The sequence below is a fragment of the Agromyces aureus genome (genome assembly GCF_001660485.1).
In the GTDB taxonomy this organism is placed as follows: domain Bacteria; phylum Actinomycetota; class Actinomycetes; order Actinomycetales; family Microbacteriaceae; genus Agromyces; species Agromyces aureus.
The window spans coordinates 1,062,360-1,078,859 of the sequence record NZ_CP013979.1 but is presented as its reverse complement, the minus strand read 5'-3'; the positions used below and the strand labels follow the sequence as shown (position 1 = coordinate 1,078,859).

Below are 16,500 nucleotides of genomic sequence, written 5' to 3'. Positions count from 1 at the left end.
GAACTTGAGTGGCGTACGCTCAAGTTCAACGCGGAGGGGGCTGGGGTATTCCCGCGTGCGCGAGTAGACCGCCTGGCATCGTCTCCGTGCCGCCTTGCCCGGCCGCAGCACCCCCGAACGGGTGATGCGGCCTGCAGCGCTTTTGTAGATAAGTTCGGTCCATGACTGTCGCCGACGACACCCTGATCGCCGAGGCGGTAGCGGCGCTCTCCCTGACTGACCTGGGGCCAATTGGCGCGGTGGGTGGCCAGAAAGCGGTTCGACTGGTGACACGCGACGGTACGAGGTGTGTGCTGAAAGTTGTTGCAGTCGACTTCGCCACCAACGAGGCGCTGAGGCGGGCAGATCGGGAAGTTGAACTGCTTGGAAGCTTGAGTAATTCGAACGTTGTCCGGGTGGAGTCACCTCTCGTCGAGCTCGGAGACCCAGTTCATGGTGCGGCGTGGGTCGAAGAGTATCTCGACGGCGAGGATCTTGGCGCTCTGCTTGGCACACGCCAGTGGGCTTGGTCGGAAGCTCAGGCGATGGGCATCCAGGTATCGAACGGTCTTGCAGCCGGCCACGAACGCTCCGTGATCCATCGAGACCTCAGCGCAAATAACGTTCGACGACTAAGTGATGGCAGCTATCGCGTTCTGGACTTTGGCTTCGCGCGCCACACCCTTCGATCAGGCCTAACGGTCGCCGGTCAGCCTGGGACCCGTGGCTTCCTCACGCCTGAGCATCTGAACAGTTACAGCGGGGGCCCAATGCCGATGTCCGACGTCTTCCAAGTCGGCATTCTCATGTACGCGGCCCTCACTGGCGTACTGCCGTTTGCCTATACAGGTGACGACAACGAGTATTTTGAGCGACTCAAGCGAGGTGCAATGACGCCGCTAGAGACCCTCCGACCCGACCTACAGCCGGACCAGGTTGCGGTGGTGGTCCGCGCCTTGCACCCTCAGCCAGCCCGCCGATTCCTCAATGCTGCAGCCCTGCGCGATGCGCTTCGGGGCGCTCCATGACTACGTTCATCGAAGACAGCCCTAGGCCTTTTCAGGTCGGCTGGATAACGGAGGCCGCAGTCACAGGTGATGCTACGGCGACGGTGATCACACCTTGGGCATCCCCTTACGCTCACCGAGGCGGTTCCGGCAATAAGCCTGGTTTGGTCGCTCGAAGCTCTGAACTTCAGAATGCAGGAATTCCGGTCTGGCTGGATCCCGTGACGCACGCGCTGCAGATGACGGGAGTGGGTGACTTCCGCTACTACTCGGACTTCAATCTCTGGGGCGGGCCCATGGGTGATCACACTCACGAGGCATATCGAGTGGAGCACGTGCGACGTGTCTTCAGGCTTCAGGACGAGATCGGCGCGAAGCACCTTGCGCCGACCGTTCTCCTACCGTCAGCATTGAACAATCTGAGCACGCTCGCCCTCGATACGTCTCGCGCTGCTATCGAGTCTGATTCAGCAGCGTGGCTTACTGTTGCCGGCACAGGAACTTTCTGGAGCGATGGCCACGACCTCGACGCTCACATCGGATCACTCGCAGCGCTCTCACCCGACGGCTGGTTTGTTTCGTTTGTCCAACCAGACAACGAGCTGCCGCCCAAATTGACCGCCGACGAGATCTTCGGCATCTGCCGTACCGTCCGCGCCATGAGTGAGTACAGCCCGGTTCACGTCTCCCACGGCGATTTCGCAGCCCTACCGGCTGTCGCTGCTGGGGCACATTCCGTTGGGACTGGTTGGGACAAGAGACAGCGCGTCGTCGCCTTCGGTGACTACGCAACGCGCGCGACATCAAATGGGATCGCTAGTTGGTATGAGCGTCCAACCCTGCGCGGGCTGCTTGGGACCCTCGGCAAACGCGATGGCGAGCTGCTAGGACAACAGGACCCCGGCTTGGCCGGCAGGCTCGGCGGACTACCCCCCGTTCCAGGGCCAAAGGGATCCTTCGCTCATCATGTCGGTCAACTCAACGCGGTCGTGAAACACGTTCAGACTGCAGGTGACTACGCATCGCGCTATCGCGAGTTGGATCGGATGTACACGGAAGCGTCAACAAATTGGGCCGCGCTCCGAGCTTCGACCGGGATAAGAGACCAGTCCGAGGCTTGGATCGCACCATTCCAACAAGGCCTAAGAATGTATGCCCAAAGTGAAGGCTGGATCGTCTAAACCTGTCAGCGTGGCAGCGGCAAACAACTCGGCTGCCTGGAGTCGGCGGCGCGCCTTCACCTCGCCCAATCGTGGGCGGGCGATCCATTGTCCATCCAAGATGAGTCCGCCCTTGTCCCTGAGGACCTCGGCGAGCAGGTTTTGCGCGCTTCTCTCTGATACGCCAGTCATGACAAGCACGTAGGCGTCAGCCCAGACCCGGTATGTCCTCACTTGCCTTAGCGCTGAGCGCCAGTCTTCGATCTTCGCCTCGATCGCGTAGAGCCGTCCCCTCGGTGCGATCACGCTAGGGCGCACATACCTTCCTCCGCCTTGATCGATCAGGGCACCTGTGGCAACGAGACGCTTAGCACGACCGGCGATCGTTGCCTCCGGCCATGCCAACGCTTGAGCGAGTTCCTCAACGTGAAGCGCACGTCCGACGTGTGCCACGGTCAACACGCCTGCATCGAGCTCATTGATGACGGGAGGTACAGAAGAACGCTGCCGCGCCAGGAGCGAAGTGGTCTTGCCAACGAATGCGGTGAAATCTGGCACACCGATCGGGCCCGCGAACTCTGGAACCACGACCAGTCCCCTGGCAGCACCCGGTAGAGACTCAGAAGCTCGAACCGCGATCTCATGAAGCTGTCGCTCGTGAATCGGTTCGAACCGTTTCCCTGGTCGAGGCGCGGAGGTTTCCACTTGGAGCGCGTACGTCACCGTCCCCGTCCTTCCATGTACTCGACTCTAGCGACACCTCCCGACGGATGTTTTGGTGCTGGCAATAGCTCCGCACGCGTTGGTGGGTCAGCGCCGGGCCGCGAGACCGTGATGGCCGCGGCGAGCGCGCTCCGGTGGAGCAGCGCGGTCAGGTGCTCCACCCCTAGAGATGCGAGCGCAGCCTGCCAGTCGGCACCGCAAGCGCCCTCGCTGAGGAGCCCGTCGATAAGGCAGGCCATGAAGGTGTCACCCGCGCCGACTGTGTCGACGACGTCGACCTTGACGACGGGCACCCTCAGCTCGAAACTCGGCGCGACTGCGAGGCATCCGCTCGATCCCATGGTCACCACCACGAGCGCCGGGCCCGAGCGCGACCAGCGGCGCGCAACATCGGCGATGTCCTCGCCGGGGTGCAGCCACGCCACATCCTCGTCGCTCGCCTTGATCACGACAGCTCGCTCGATCAGCGACAGCACCTGGCGCCGCACCGAGTCGCGGTCGTCGATGAGGCTCGGTCGGATGTTCGGGTCGTACGTGATCAGGGCCCGCCCTCGATGCCGATCGACGAGGTCACCAACCGTTGTCGCACCCGGATCGAGGGTCGCCGCGATCGAGCCGACGTGCAGAGCGTCCGCCGGTGCGACGCCGGCGGCTTCGATCCGCCAGTCGAGGTCGAACCCGTAGGTCGCGGCGCCCTGCGCGTCGAGGCGGGCGGATGCCGTGGAGGTCCGAACCGCGGCGGGCCCCTGCACCGCGACATCCGAGGCTGCCAACCACGCGCGCACGGCTCGGCCGTGGGCGTCATCGCCGATCGAGGTGAGGAGGCGCGGACTCCGCCCCAAGCGCCCGAGAGCCAGCGCGACGTTGGCGGGGCTGCCGCCCGGCGATTCGTCGATCGACCCGTCGGCGCGATGCACGATGTCGACGAGCGCCTCGCCGACCACGAGCACATCGGGCGTCGGACGCACCGCTGAAGGGATGGGCATCAGTTCACACCGCCGAGCTCTCGGATCGTGATGCCGGTGAAGCTCGCCGGCCCGCCGTCGGAGTAGAGCGAGATGCCCGTGTCGCCCTCGGCGAAGTGCACCTGCTGCGAGAGCACGGTGTGCCCCGAATTCACGAACACCTCGACGCTCTGCGTGTCGACGAAGATGCGCAGGTGCACCGAACGGGCCGCGGCATCGATCGGCGCCGCGGCGCGGGTGTAGGGCACGAGCGAGAATCCGCTGAGGTCGGAGGGCGCTCGGTCGACGTAGAGGTCCGCGCCGTACTTACCGATGTTCGTGTGACGGGCGCCGTTCGCCGAACGACCGACGGAGACGCCGACGTTGGTCGCGGCATCCCACGCGATGCCGAGTTCGAGCTCGTATGCACGACCGGTGAAGGGCAGCACGACGCTGCCGTTCACCGTCTGGTCGGGAACCGTGGTGGTTGCCGTGACGTAGTCGGAAAGGGCTTCGACCGGGCTGCTCAGCAGGCTGTACCACCCGCCCGACTGGTGCTCGAGACGCAGCTCGCGCACGATCGAGTTCTGGCCGTTGTACCCGTCGGACGCATCGGTGGGCACATTGCGGTTCGCGTACTTCCAGTTGTTCATCCAGGCGATCGCGAGGCGGCGCGTGGTCGGCGCTTCGATCGACGGCCAGGTGACGGCGGCGTACCAGTCCCAGCCCCAGTCGAGCCACTGCGGGGTGAGGCTGTCGGCGATGAACGCCGTGCCGTTCCACGTGCCCATCCAGTAGGCGTAGGTCATCGGCATGCCGACGCCGTAGCCATCCATGCTCGCGCCGAGCACCCAGTGCGAGGTGCCGTCGCCGGCCGTCATCTGGAACAGGTCGGGGCACTCGATGCCGCCGAGCGCGTGGTTCGGGTAGTCGAAGTTGCTCGTCCACTCCCAGTCGAGCAGGTTCGGCGAGGTGTAGAACGCCGCATAGCGAGCGCGACCAATGACGCAGACCCACTCGTTGCGGGCGACATCCCAATGGATCTTCGGGTCGCGGAACCATTCCGCGTTGTCGATCTCGGCAGGCGTCGTCGCCGTGCGACCGTCGGTGTTCACGATGACCGGGTCGGGCAGTGCGGTGAACGTGAAGCCGCCGTCGGTCGACCAGTAGAGGTACTGCTCCTGGTACTTGCGGATACCGTCGGTCGGCTTCGTGGCAAGGGCGATGACCGCGCCCGCACCGAAGCCCGCGGTGTTCGCGGTGTCGACGACGGCCGATCCCGACCACACCGGGAAGTCCGGTTGCAGCGGCATCACGGTGCCGTGGTGGGTGAACGCGACGCCGTCGCTCGTGGTGGCGTGGTCCCATCCGCCCGGCCCGTTGTTCTGGCCGGAGTGCAGGTAGTACAGCTGGTAGGCGCCGTTCGTGGTGACGGGCCGCTGGGGGTCGCAGAGCCAGCCCGTCGGCGGGGTCATGTGGTAGATCGCGCGCAGCGAGGCCTGGGCTCGCGCAGCGAAGGGCGCAGCGGCGCTGCTCATCAAGAGGGCGAGCGCTCCTGCGCCAGCGCCCTGCAGCACACTTCGTCGTGAGATCGGATGCATCATGGTCGGTCCTTTCCTGTCTGGCGGGCGCGACGGTGCACCCGCCGGGTCGAACGGCGGTGGATGGTGCGGAGGGAGTCAGCCGAGTGCGGCGGCCAGCGCCGGGCTGGCACGTCCTTCCGCGACATGCAGATCGGCAACGGTCACGGAGATCGGGCCGGGCAGTTCGGTGGTGAGGGTCGCCGTGATGGGGCCGGCGCCGAGCACGACGAGGTTCGAGACCGTCGCCTCGCCGAGGTTGACGAAGACCTCGAGCAGCGGGCCGTCGAGGCTCACGAGCAGGCGCAGCTGGCGATCACCGGAACGCGGCAGCGCGACGGTGCTCGTCGACTGGAAGTCGGGGTGTACGGCTTCCATCGCGGCGCCGCCTCGGGTGACGCTGAGCACGTTCGACGACGGCTCGTGCGACAGTTCGACAAGCGCATCGGCGTCGCCGCGCAGTTGGAGGCGCAGCGCCCCGGTCGACGCGGGATCCCACGCCAGCTCGACCAGCGAGTGCCCGCACAACGTGAAGTCGCCCGGCTGGTCCGCGCCAAACGGGGTCGAAGTCGCGGCGCCTGAAAGGAACTCCCCCACGAACCCCACCGGCTGTTGCACGAGGCGAACCGCCCCAGCAACCGTCCGCAGCGACATCCGTCGTGGCAGTGACATCGCTCCTCGCCAGGGCGACGACGGGAACGCGCCGGCGTAGCGCCAGTTGCTCATCCAGCCGAGCATCACGGCCTCGCCGCCAGGGGCACTGTCGAAGGTGACGCCGGCGTAGAAGTCGCGGCCGTGGTCGAGGCGCGTGAGCTCGGCGGCATCCGCTGTGAACCGAACACCGTCGAACGACCCGATGACGGAGTGCATCGACGAGCCGTCGGGGTTCGCGTCGTCGCCGACGGGGTTCGTGCTGAGCAACAGCACCCAGCGGATGTCGTCGGGGTCGCCGTCGACCGCGAGCGGCACGAGGTCGGGGCACTCCCACACGACGCCTGTGTCACCGAGCGGGCCGAACGTGCTGACGTGCTCCCACGAGCGCAGGTCGTGCGACGAGTAGAACAGCACCTGGCGGTCGTCGGCCTCGACGGTGAGCATGACGTAGCGGGTCGTGCCGTCGTCGTCGGTGAAGCGGATGACCTTCGGGTCGCGGAACGCGCTCGTGCCGCGGTCGAGCACCGGGTTCTCGGCGTCGGGCTCCCACGTGTAGCCGCCGTCGTGGCTGGTCGCTCTCGACTGCGCCTGGTGGCCGTCGTCGTAGGCGCTCGTGTAGAACGCGGTGAGCAGGGTCTCGTCACCGGCCGATGCACAGCCGGCGGCGAAGCCCACCGGCACCGCAACAACAGACCCCGAGAAGATCTGCTCCCCGTCGCGATACCGCAGCGCGACCTCGTGCTCGGTCCAGTGCCGCAGGTCGGTGCTCGTCGCGTGACCCCAGCTCATGTTGCCCCAGTCGGCGCCCTCGGGGTTGAACTGGAAGTAGAGGTGCCAGAGTCCGCGGTCGTAGACGAGCCCGTTGGGGTCGTTCATCCAGTTGCGCTGCGGCGTGAAGTGGAATCGGGGTCGCGGCACCTGGCCGTTCGTGGCTCGCACGTCATCTCTCCTAGAAGACCGTCAGATCGAGTGCCGGCGAATGGGCGGGCAGGCGATGAGTTGCGGGCCGGATTCGGGGGCGGGCTCGAGGCCGAGCAGCAGCCGCACGCCCGCGGCGCCGAGCTCGTAGTGCGGCAGCGCGACGGTCGAGAGTGTCGGGCGCAGGTGGGCCGCGATGACGTCTTGGTTGTCGAAGCCCATGACCGCGACATCCTCGGGAATGCGCAGGCCGTGCTCGCGAAGCCCATCGTAGAGGCCCATCGCCACGCGGTCGTTGTGGCAGAACACGGCCGTCGCCTTCGATTCGAGAATGGCGGATGTCGCGGCGTAGCCGCCCTCCTGCTCGGGCGCCGCGGGGAACACCAGCGACTCGTCGAAGTCGGCCCCGGCCGCCTCGAGGGCGGAGCGGTAGCCCGCGAGACGCCCGGTCTGAGCGGGCGACGGCGTCGTCGTGTTGATGAACGCGATGCGGCGATGACCTGCGGCGAGCAGCTCTTCCGTCGCGGTGCGACCGCCCTGCTCCTCGTCGGGCACGACGGCCGGCAGCACGTTGCCCGCGGCGAAGCAGTCGACGAGCACGGTGTCGGTCTGGTGCAGCGCCTCGGGCACCTGGATCTCGCGGTGGAACCAGGTCGAGTAGAGGATTCCGTGCACCTGGTGCTCGAGCATCATCGCGATGGCCTCGTTCTCGGCCGCCTCGTTGCCGTCGGTGTTGGCGACGAGCAGCACGTAGCCGTGCTTCCACGCTTCGTCTTGCGCGCCGTGGATGATCTGGCCGGCGAACGGGGTCGTGGCGATCGCATCGGCGACGAGGCCGATGAATCGCGAGGTGCCCTGCGAGAGCGTCTTCGCGAGCGCGTTCGGCCGGTAGCCGAGCTCGATCACGGCCTCGTGCACCCGGCGCCGGGCATCTTCACCGATGCGCACGCCCGCCTTGTCGTTCACGACGTGCGAGACCGTCGCCACCGAGACGCCCGCGATCTTCGCGACATCCCGCATCGTGACGGATGACCCGTTCCTGCCGTGCTCCGAGGTGCTCATCCCTTGGTTGCCCCGCTCTCGAGTCCGTTGATCATGGCCTTGTTCAAGACGAGGAAGACCAGGAGCAGCGGCGTCACCGTCACGCAGACGGCGGCGAACGTCGCTGTCCAGTCGGTGTTGCCCATCGCTCCGATGTAGTTCTGCAGGCCGAGCGGGATCGTCTTGAGCCCGTCGGACAGCACGAAGGTGTTCGCGAAGATGAAGTCGTTCCAGATGAAGATGCTGTTCACCAGCACCACCGTGATGATCGTATTGGCCGACAGCGGGAACGTGATCTGGCCGAAGATCCGGTACGGGCCCGCACCGTCGATCGACGCGGCCTCGTACATCTCGCGCGGGATGTACTCGTAGAACGACGAGAACAGGTAGATCGACATCGGCAGCGCGAACGCCGCCAGCGGGATGATCATCGACAGGTGAGTGTCGAGCAACCCGATCTGCGAGTAGTCGATGAAGAGCGGCACGAGCGCGATCTGCACCGGCACGATGATGCCGAGCAGGAACAGCGCCTTCACCAGCCCGCTGAACCGGAAGCCCAGCACCTCCAGCGCGTACGCGGCCATCATGCCCGCGACCACGATGAGCACGCTCGCACCGAGGGTGACGATGAGGCTGTTCAGGATGTTCAGCCACAGGTTGCCCGTGGCGAACGCCCGCGCATAGTTGTCGAGCGTCCACTCCGACGGCAGCGCGAAGGCGTTGCCGCCGGCGAAGTCCGACGCCGTGCGGAAGCTCGTGAGGAACAGCCAGACGAGCGGGTACACCTGCACGATCACGATGAGCACGATCGTCACCGTCAAGATGGTGCGCTGCACCCTCAGCCGAGGCGAGAGCGAGCGGATGCGTCGCCCTGCGGGCCTCGCCGGACGCGGCGGCCGCGGCTGCCGCGGTTCGGGCTGGGTGGGCGACGCGGCCGGCGTGAGCACGGGGGCGGTCATGAGTCATCCCTTCGGCGAAGGAGCAGGAAGATGAGGCCGACGGCGATGAGGCACTCGACGACGATGAAGACGGAGATCGCGCTGGCGTAGCCGTAGTCGGTGTGCACGAACGCGGTCTTGTACATGTAGGTCGTGAGCAGCTCGGAGGACTGGCCGGGCCCGCCGTTGGTGAGCAGGTACGGGATGTCGAAGCCTCGCAGGGCGAAGGTCGTCGCCATGATCGTGGTCGTGATCCACACCGGGCGGATGTACGGGAAGCGGATGCGCCAGAACACCTGCCACCACGAGGCGCCGTCGAGGCGGGCCGCCTCTTCGAGCTCACGGGGCACGGCGATGAGGGCCGCGTAGATGATGAGCATGTAGAGGCCCGTGAAGCGCCATCCCTCGGGGATCGACACCGCGGCCAGCACGGTGTCCACGTCGGAGAGCCAGGCGTTCTGGAGGTTCTCGAGCCCGACCCACGCGAGGATCTGGTTCAGCAGGCCGACCGGTTCGAGCGAGTAGATGCGCTGGAACAGAAACGCGATCGCGACCGTCGAGATGATCGCCGGGAGCAGGTAGACCGTCTTCACGAGCTCGCGTGCCCGCGGGAGGGCCGTGAGCAGGCCGGCGACGATCAGCGCACCGCCGAGCTGCAGCACGAGGCAGATCGCGAGATAGCCGAGCGCGTTGCCGAACGCGGTCCAGAAGACATCGTCGCGGGTGAGCATCTTCGCGTAGTTGTCGAAGCCGACGAAGACCATGTCGGTGATGCCATCCCAGCGGAACACGCTGAGGAACAGCGACTGCACGATGGGCAGCAGCACAGCCACGCCGTAGAGCAGCAGCGGAGGAACGAGGAACACCAACACCGACAGCTTCGATCGACGCGGCAGCATCGACGTCGACATCGGGCGGCGCCGCCGGGGCGGACGCGGCTTCGCCGTACCCACCCCAGCAGTGGTGACCGTGTCAGCCATTGACGTTCTCCGCGAGGGCGGCATCCATCGTCTCGATGAACTCGTCGGGTGTGATGTCGCCCTGCACCAGGAGCGTCAGCTCCTGCTGGAGGCGGGTGTTGGTCGCCGGGTCGAGCTGCGTGTCCCACGGCATCGCGATCTTCGGGCCGACGTCGTTCGCCTGCTCGACGGCGCGGGAGTACAGGTCGGTCGCGTTGTCGGGGATCGTGGTCTCGACGTTGGTGGTCGGCGAGAGCGCGCCGGTGGCCGCGTAGACCTCGGGGTAGCGATCGAGCGCGAACGCGAGGAAGTCGCGCACGAGCGGGTCGTACGTCTGCGCGTTCACGGCCATGCCGATGCCCGACGGCGTCACGAACTCATTGTCGTTCGTCACCGCGCCGTCGATGGTCGGCAGCGTGAAGTAGTCGACGTCGTCGCGCACGGCGGGGTCGAGCGCATCGGTCGCGAGGTTGCCGAGCTCCCACGTGCCGATGTTGTACACGGCGGCCTTGCCCGAGGTGAAGAGCGCCTGCGCGTCGGCGTAGCCCGTCGACGAGAAGCCTTCCTGGAAGCATCCGGCCTGTCCAAGCTCGGACAGCCACTCGGCGGCAGCCTTGCCCGCAGGGTCGGCGAACGAGGCGTCGCCGTTCTTCAGCTGCTGCACGTACTCGGGTCCGGCCAGCCGGAACGGGTAGTAGGCCATGTACCGCTCGAGCGGCCACTGGTCCTGCCCGTCGAGGGCGATGGGCGTGATGCCGTTCTCGCGGAGCGCCTCGCACATCGCCGGGAAGTCGTCGAGCGTGGCCGGCACCTCGACGCCCGCGTCGGCGAGCAGGGCCTTGTTGTACCAGAAGAACTCGAGCTGGAACTCGAACGGCACCATGTAGAGGGAACCGTCGTCGAAGCGCTGGTAGTTGAGGGCCGCCTCGCGGTACTCGTCGGAGAGGCCGAGGTCGTCGAGCAGGAGGTCGACGTCGACCATCTGTCCCTGGCCCGCGAGCTTCTGCGCGAAGGGCGTGGCATCCGTGTCGAACAGCTCGGGCAGCTTCTTCGCGGCCGCGAGCGTCTCGTACTTCTGGATGTAGGAGGGGCGGTCGGGCGTCGTGATGAGGTTGAGCGAGAAGCCCGGGTGCTCGTCGGCGTACTCGTCGGCGATCTGCTCCATCGCCGTGATCACGCCGCCGTCGGCCGGCCGCGAGAGCAGCCACGAGATCTCGCGGGGCACGAGGTCGCCCTTCGGGTCGACGTCGGTCGGGTCGGCGCTGCTCGCCGCGCCCGCGCAACCCGAGAGCGCGAGGGCTGCTGCGGCTGCGGTGGCGGCAGCGGCGAGGAACGCTCGTCTGCGCTTCGTGGTGGTCATGGTCGGAATCTCCTTTGATCGATCTGCAGGGGGTGGTGGTGCGGTGCTGTGGTGCGGGTGGTGGAAGGACTAGGTCGTGGCGGTGACGAGGTCGTCGGCGGCGTCGAGCGATGCTGCTTCGACGACGGATGCCTCGGGCTCGGGCTCATCGCGGGCGAACACCGAGAACTCGGCGACCGTTGCGGTGCCCTCGCCGACGAAGATGCCGACCCGGCCGCTCGGTCGGTCGTAGAGTCTGGTGCTGAGCACGGTCGCGTTGTCGACGGTGGCGACGCAGAGGTCGCCATCGACGATCACCTCGAGCTCGTGCTCGCCGGGTTCGAGTCGGCATGGACGTTCGAGCTCGACGGCGAAGGGCACGTCGCCCGAGATCTGCCACTGCTCGGTGCCGGTCGACCGGCGCGGCCAGCGATCGAAGACGAGGCGCCCGCGCTTGGGCTCGAGCCGGAGCACGTATCCCTCGTCGCCGTCGGCGCTCGCCCGCAGCAGCACGCCGGCCTCGGTCGTGCCCTTGGCGATGTCGAGGCGGGCACGGAGCCGGAAGGACGACGGGGCGTCTTCGGCGGTCAGGATGTCGCGGTACCCGTCGGGTGCGGAGAGCAGGGTGCCGCTCGCGATCGCGTCGCCGGGCCGCACGAAGGCGGCCTCAGAGAAGGTCTCGCGGAGTTCGTCGGCAGGGTGGAAGGCGAGCGTGCCGTCGGCGCGCTGCTCGGCCTCGAGCACCGACATCGTGCCGGCCCACTGCCAGGCGCCGTCGTCCTGCGCGCCCTCACGGGAGGCGATCCAGCCGAAGAACAGCCGCCGTCCGTCGCGCTCGGCCGACTTCGCGGCGTAGAAGGCGCGGCCGTCGATCGAGTCGAACTCGGGCGCGATCCAGGGGCCCTGCAGGTTGCGCGACATCCGGTACCTGGTCGTGAAGGCATCGCTGAACTCCGACGAGACGAGGTACCACCAGTCGCCGATGCGGAAGACCTCGGGGCACTCGTGTGCGATGTAGCGGCACGGGTCCCAGAACGGCGCCGCGGCCTCCCACGTCGTGAGGTCGGTCGAGGTGCACTGCGCGATGACGCCGCGGCGCCGGGCGGGGCCGTCGGTGTGGCGGGCTGTGATGAGCATGCGCCAGAGCTGCGCCTCGTCGTCCCAGAAGACGAACGGGTCGCGCCAGTCGGCCGTCTCGTAGCCGGCGGTCGCCCCGAAGGTGTGCGACGGATGCCGCTGCCACAAGTTCATGCCGTCGACGCTGGTCGCGTGCATGACCAGCTGCAGCGCGAGCCCGTCGTCGCCGGTCTTCGTCGGGTTCTGGCCGGTGTAGAAGGCGTGGTGCGTGCCATCGGCCGCGAGCACGATGCTGCCCGTGTAGACGTTGAAGTCGTCGGCCTCGGGGCCGCCCGACGAGATGGCCTCGCCGGCCTCGGTGAAGTCGACCAGGTTGCGAGTGGTGACCCGCCGCCACGGCATGCCCTCCTTCGGCGTGCGACGCGTCTCGTGCAGGTAGAAGAGGTGGAACACCCCGCCTTCCTGCCACGGGATCAGGTCGCCGATCCAGGCGCCGTTCGGCTGGTAAAACCCTCGTTGGTTCATCATCACCTTCATGTGGTTAAGCGGTTATCCAGAACAATAACCGCCGATTCAGGCATGGTCAAGCGGTTAATCAAAGCTTCGGCAGAAAGTTGACATCGATGTCAGTTACGCTGTCGCCCCAAGGACGCGGAGCGGTCGATGACGCCCCTTCCGGTGCATTCGGGAACGAACGACGGCACACGGATCGGAGACGAAATGATGCACTCGCACGACACCCTGGAATGCTCGCGATGCACGCACGAGCGAGCCGAGCACGACGGCCCCTGCCGCACCGACGAGTTCCGATACGGCCGGTGGAGCAAGTGCGCCTGCGACGGGTTCGAGCCTCTCGATGTCGCTCGAGCGCGGCCGAGACCGGAGCCGCAACCGCAGCGCTGACGCTCGAGCTGGCGCAGGCGCCGCCGCAGCCCTGACGATGCCGCGTCGGTCATGAGTGGAACGCCGTCCCTCCGGCGGAACCGGAGGGAGGCGACATCCGCTCGGACACGGCGAAGACCGAGGGGGAGGCGATCTCACTCCCCCTCGGCCTGCTGGCGTCATGAACGCGAACTCACGCAGTGGCGGCTCCGGTCATGATGGCGACGGCATCGGTCATCGAGTGCGTCTGCGGCGTGATGGTCGCCGCACGCTTGCCGAGGCGCTGGATGTGGATGCGATCGGCCACGTCGAACACGTGCGGCATGTTGTGCGAGATGAGGATGACCGGGATGCCCCGATCGCGCAGGTTCCTGATGAGCTCGAGCACCTGGTTCGACTCCCGCACGCCGAGCGCGGCGGTCGGCTCATCGAGCACGACGACCTTCGACCCGAACGCCGCCGCCCGGGCGACCGCGACCGCCTGGCGTTGCCCACCCGAGAGGTTCTCGACCGGCACCGTGACGTCCTGCAGGGTCGAGATGCCGAGCGCCGTCAGCTCGTTGCGGGCCTTCTCGCGCATGCCCTTCTGGTCGACGACGCGGAACACCGAGCCGAGGATGCCGCGCTTGCGCACCTCGCGACCGAGGAACAGGTTCGCGGCCACGTCGAGCGCGGGCGAGACCGCGAGGTTCTGGTAGACCGTCTCGATGCCGGCCGCCCGGGCGTCCTGCGGGCGCTTGAAGTGCACCGGATTCTCGTCGAGGAAGATCTCGCCCTCGTCGGGAATCTCGGCGCCCGTGAGGCACTTGATGAGCGTCGACTTGCCGGCGCCGTTGTCGCCGATGATCGCGAGCACCTCGCCTGGGTAGAGCTCGAGGCTCACCCCGTCGAGGCCGACGACCCGGCCGAACGTCTTGACGAGTCGGCGTGCGCGCAGGATCGGGGTGCGGGTCTCTGCCGGGCCGGCGGCGGGCGCCTGGCCCGCGGCATCCGTTGCGGTGGTCATTTGCGTACCTTTCGAATCCACTGGTCGACCGAGACGGCGACGATGATGAGCACGCCGACGGCGAAGGTCTGCCAGAGCACGTCGAGCCCGGCAAGCGACAGGCCGTTGCGGAACACGCCGACGATCAGCGCGCCGAGGAGGGTGCCCCAGACGGTGCCGCGACCGCCGAAGAGGCTCGTTCCGCCGATGACGACGGCGGTGATCGAGTCGAGGTTGAGTTCTGCGCCCGCGTTGGGCGACGCGGCGTTCGTGCGACCGATCTGGATCCACGCGCCGAGGGCGAGGATCGCGCCCGCCGCGAGGTAGACGCTCATGAGCACCCGGTTGACGCTGATGCCGGCGAGGCGCGCGGCCTCGGGGTCGTCGCCGACCGCGTAGACGTGCCGGCCCCAGGCCGTCTTGGCGAGGATCAGGGCGACCACCACGTAGAGCAGCAGCATCATCAGCACGCCGACGGTGAAGTTCACGCCGCCGATGTTGAAGGTGGCGCCCATCGAGGTGAGCAGTTCAGGCATCTCCGCACCGCGGACGGTGGAACCGCCCGAGTACAGCAGGGTGAGCGCGACGAAGATGCTGAGCGTGCCGAGGGTCACGATGAACGGCGGCAGCTTCAGACGGGTGACGAGGAAGCCGTTGAACGCGCCGGCCGCGAGTCCGACGATGAGTCCCAGGATGAGCGCGAGCCACCCAGGGAGACCGAGCTGCACGCTCGTCTGCGCCATCACCATCGAGCTCAGCACCATGACCGCGCCGACCGAGAGGTCGATACCGGCGGTGAGGATGATGAGGGTCTGCGCGACGGCGAGTGTTCCGACCACGGCGACCTGCTGCGTGATCAGCGAGAGGTTCGCCGGGGCGAGGAAGCGCTCGTTGAGAATGCCGAAGACGATGATCGAGAGCGCCAGCACGATCGCCGGGCTGATCGCCGGGTATCGGTGCAGCGTGTTCCGGATGCGGCTGAGCGGGGTGGTGCGGTCGAGGAACTCCTCGGCCAGGTCGAGCGCCGATGTGGGCGGCTCGCTCTCTGGGGGGCGATTCGCCGACGATGCCGACGAGGTCGTGTGCTGACTCACGTGTGTCTCCGATTCATGGGTGCGATGAGCTCCGAGGGCGCGGATGCGGGTGGTGCATCCGCTCCCCCGAGATCACCGCGTGGTGCGGCTGGTGACGGTCAGCCCCAGCAGATGTCGCCCGCCTCGGCCGTGTCGATGGATTCGAGGCCGTCCTGCGGGTCGTCGGTCACGAGTGCGACACCCGTGTTGAAGAACTCGAGGCCGTCGCTGACCTCGGGGGTCGTGCCGGTCTCGACGAGGTCGAAGATGGCCTGCACGCCGAGCTCGGCCATCTTCACGGGGTACTGCTGGCTGGTCGCGCCGATCGTGCCGTCCTTGACGGCGTCGACGCCGGCGCAACCGCCGTCGATCGAGACGACGATGAGGTCGTCGGTCTTGCCGGCGGCCTTGAAGGCCTCGTAGGCGCCGAACGCGGCCGGCTCGTTGATCGTGTACACGACGTTGATGTCGGGGTTCTTCGAGAGCAGGGTCTCGGCCGCGGTGCGGCCGCCGTCTTCAGCTCCCTGCGAGGCCTCGTTGCCGACGATCTCGTAGTCGCCGCCGCTGTAGCTGCCGGTCGATGCCTCATCGCCGTTCGCCGAGTCGTCGGCGGTGTCGATGCCGAGGCCGTCGAGGAATCCCTGGTCGCGCTGCACATCGACCGAGACGATCTTGTCGTCGAAGAGATCGATCATCGCGATGGTGGCCTTCTCGCCATCGAGCTTGGCGGCGGTCCACTTGCCGATCTCCTGACCGGCCTGGAAGTTGTCGGTCGCGAACGTGATGTCGACCGCATCGGGGTCAGACGGCGGCGTGTCGAGCGCGATGACGTAGAGGCCGGCGTCGCGAGCCTTGACCAGCGCGTCTTCGACTCCGGGGCCGTTCGGCGTGATCAGGATGCCCGCGTCGCCCTTCGAGATCGCGTTCTCGACGGCCTGGATCTGCGTGTCCTCGTCGCCGTCCTCCTTGCCCGCCGCGAGGGTGAGCTCGACGCCGAGCTTGTCGGCGGCGGCCTTCGCGCCGTCCTGCATGGCGACGAAGAACGGGTTCGTCGTGGTCTTCACGATCAGCGAGACGCCGATCGCGTCGTCGCTGCTCGCACCGCCTGCCGCATCGCCGCCCGACGCCCCGCAGCCGGTCAGGGCGAGTGCGGCCGCTGCGGTGAGCGAACCGATCAGGACGAGTCGTCGGCGGATGGTGCCGGATGCTGCGTGATTCATCGGCGAATCTCCTCTTGGTGT

14 protein-coding genes are annotated in these 16,500 nt (G+C 67.2%); 2 read left to right on the top strand and 12 right to left on the bottom strand.

Features of this window, described 5'->3' with window-relative positions:
- The first annotated feature begins 161 nt into the window (after positions 1 to 161).
- Complete coding sequence (locus ATC03_RS19720) at positions 162 to 1,007, top strand: serine/threonine-protein kinase (RefSeq protein ID WP_074400968.1); 846 nt, start codon at positions 162 to 164, stop codon at positions 1,005 to 1,007.
- Complete coding sequence (locus ATC03_RS20180; RefSeq protein WP_152030868.1) at positions 1,004 to 2,167, top strand: hypothetical protein; 1,164 nt, start codon at positions 1,004 to 1,006, stop codon at positions 2,165 to 2,167. Before ATC03_RS19720 ends, ATC03_RS20180 begins: the two co-directional genes overlap by 4 nt.
- Here ATC03_RS20180 and ATC03_RS20175 read toward each other — a convergent pair.
- From ATC03_RS20175 to ATC03_RS04575, 12 genes are all read right to left on the bottom strand, one after another.
- Entirely contained in the window at positions 2,129 to 2,869 is a 741-nt protein-coding gene (locus ATC03_RS20175) for a hypothetical protein (RefSeq protein ID WP_152030867.1), read from the bottom strand. The genes ATC03_RS20180 and ATC03_RS20175 overlap by 39 nt on opposite strands.
- Positions 2,866 to 3,855: a PfkB family carbohydrate kinase gene (locus ATC03_RS04625; RefSeq protein ID WP_067873697.1), complete on the bottom strand. Its 990-nt coding sequence runs from the start codon at positions 3,853 to 3,855 to the stop codon at positions 2,866 to 2,868. Before ATC03_RS04625 ends, ATC03_RS20175 begins: the two co-directional genes overlap by 4 nt.
- Positions 3,855 to 5,417, bottom strand: a complete 1,563-nt coding sequence (locus ATC03_RS04620) for a glycoside hydrolase family 32 protein (protein ID WP_067873695.1) — start codon at positions 5,415 to 5,417, stop codon at positions 3,855 to 3,857. The genes ATC03_RS04625 and ATC03_RS04620 overlap by 1 nt, the downstream gene beginning before the upstream one ends.
- A 75-nt stretch (positions 5,418 to 5,492) precedes the next feature.
- Positions 5,493 to 6,986 (bottom strand): glycoside hydrolase family 32 protein, encoded by a 1,494-nt coding sequence (locus ATC03_RS04615; protein ID WP_067873692.1) that lies wholly within the window; start codon positions 6,984 to 6,986, stop codon positions 5,493 to 5,495.
- Positions 6,987 to 7,007: 21 nt separating this feature from the next.
- The gene (locus ATC03_RS04610) at positions 7,008 to 8,027 is read right to left on the bottom strand and encodes a LacI family DNA-binding transcriptional regulator (RefSeq protein WP_067873689.1); all 1,020 of its coding nucleotides are present in this window, start codon (positions 8,025 to 8,027) and stop codon (positions 7,008 to 7,010) included.
- Positions 8,024 to 8,953 carry a carbohydrate ABC transporter permease gene (locus tag ATC03_RS04605; protein WP_418118949.1) on the bottom strand — a complete coding sequence of 310 codons (930 nt, stop codon included), beginning with the start codon at positions 8,951 to 8,953 and terminating at the stop codon, positions 8,024 to 8,026. The genes ATC03_RS04610 and ATC03_RS04605 overlap by 4 nt, the downstream gene beginning before the upstream one ends.
- Positions 8,954 to 8,961: 8 nt before the next feature.
- Positions 8,962 to 9,843, bottom strand: a complete 882-nt coding sequence (locus ATC03_RS04600; RefSeq protein WP_067881429.1) for a carbohydrate ABC transporter permease — start codon at positions 9,841 to 9,843, stop codon at positions 8,962 to 8,964.
- Between the two features lie 73 nt (positions 9,844 to 9,916).
- Complete coding sequence (locus ATC03_RS04595; RefSeq protein WP_067873686.1) at positions 9,917 to 11,263, bottom strand: ABC transporter substrate-binding protein; 1,347 nt, start codon at positions 11,261 to 11,263, stop codon at positions 9,917 to 9,919.
- A gap of 69 nt (positions 11,264 to 11,332) precedes the next feature.
- On the bottom strand, positions 11,333 to 12,844 hold the full coding sequence (locus tag ATC03_RS04590) for a family 43 glycosylhydrolase (protein WP_067881426.1): 1,512 nt from the start codon (positions 12,842 to 12,844) through the stop codon (positions 11,333 to 11,335).
- A gap of 550 nt (positions 12,845 to 13,394) precedes the next feature.
- Entirely contained in the window at positions 13,395 to 14,207 is an 813-nt protein-coding gene (locus tag ATC03_RS04585; RefSeq protein WP_067873683.1) for an ATP-binding cassette domain-containing protein, read from the bottom strand.
- A complete protein-coding gene (locus ATC03_RS04580) occupies positions 14,204 to 15,202 on the bottom strand; it encodes an ABC transporter permease (RefSeq protein WP_067881423.1) in 999 nt (332 codons plus the stop codon). The genes ATC03_RS04585 and ATC03_RS04580 overlap by 4 nt, the downstream gene beginning before the upstream one ends.
- Positions 15,203 to 15,378: 176 nt before the next feature.
- Positions 15,379 to 16,479 carry a substrate-binding domain-containing protein gene (locus ATC03_RS04575; protein WP_067873680.1) on the bottom strand — a complete coding sequence of 367 codons (1,101 nt, stop codon included), beginning with the start codon at positions 16,477 to 16,479 and terminating at the stop codon, positions 15,379 to 15,381.
- Positions 16,480 to 16,500: the final 21 nt, after the last annotated feature.

Bases quoted from the DNA above. Each gene is read 5' to 3' on its own strand.
- ATC03_RS19720 (WP_074400968.1), top strand. From the start codon at position 162: ATGACTGTCGCCGACGACACCCTGATCGCCGAGGCGGTAGCGGCGCTC.
- ATC03_RS20180 (WP_152030868.1), top strand. From the start codon at position 1,004: ATGACTACGTTCATCGAAGACAGCCCTAGGCCTTTTCAGGTCGGCTGG.
- ATC03_RS04625 (WP_067873697.1), bottom strand. From the start codon at position 3,855: ATGCCCATCCCTTCAGCGGTGCGTCCGACGCCCGATGTGCTCGTGGTC.
- ATC03_RS04620 (WP_067873695.1), bottom strand. From the start codon at position 5,417: ATGATGCATCCGATCTCACGACGAAGTGTGCTGCAGGGCGCTGGCGCA.
- ATC03_RS04610 (WP_067873689.1), bottom strand. From the start codon at position 8,027: ATGAGCACCTCGGAGCACGGCAGGAACGGGTCATCCGTCACGATGCGG.
- ATC03_RS04600 (WP_067881429.1), bottom strand. From the start codon at position 9,843: ATGCTGCCGCGTCGATCGAAGCTGTCGGTGTTGGTGTTCCTCGTTCCT.
- ATC03_RS04595 (WP_067873686.1), bottom strand. From the start codon at position 11,263: ATGACCACCACGAAGCGCAGACGAGCGTTCCTCGCCGCTGCCGCCACC.
- ATC03_RS04590 (WP_067881426.1), bottom strand. From the start codon at position 12,844: ATGAACCAACGAGGGTTTTACCAGCCGAACGGCGCCTGGATCGGCGAC.
- ATC03_RS04585 (WP_067873683.1), bottom strand. From the start codon at position 14,207: ATGACCACCGCAACGGATGCCGCGGGCCAGGCGCCCGCCGCCGGCCCG.
- ATC03_RS04575 (WP_067873680.1), bottom strand. From the start codon at position 16,479: ATGAATCACGCAGCATCCGGCACCATCCGCCGACGACTCGTCCTGATC.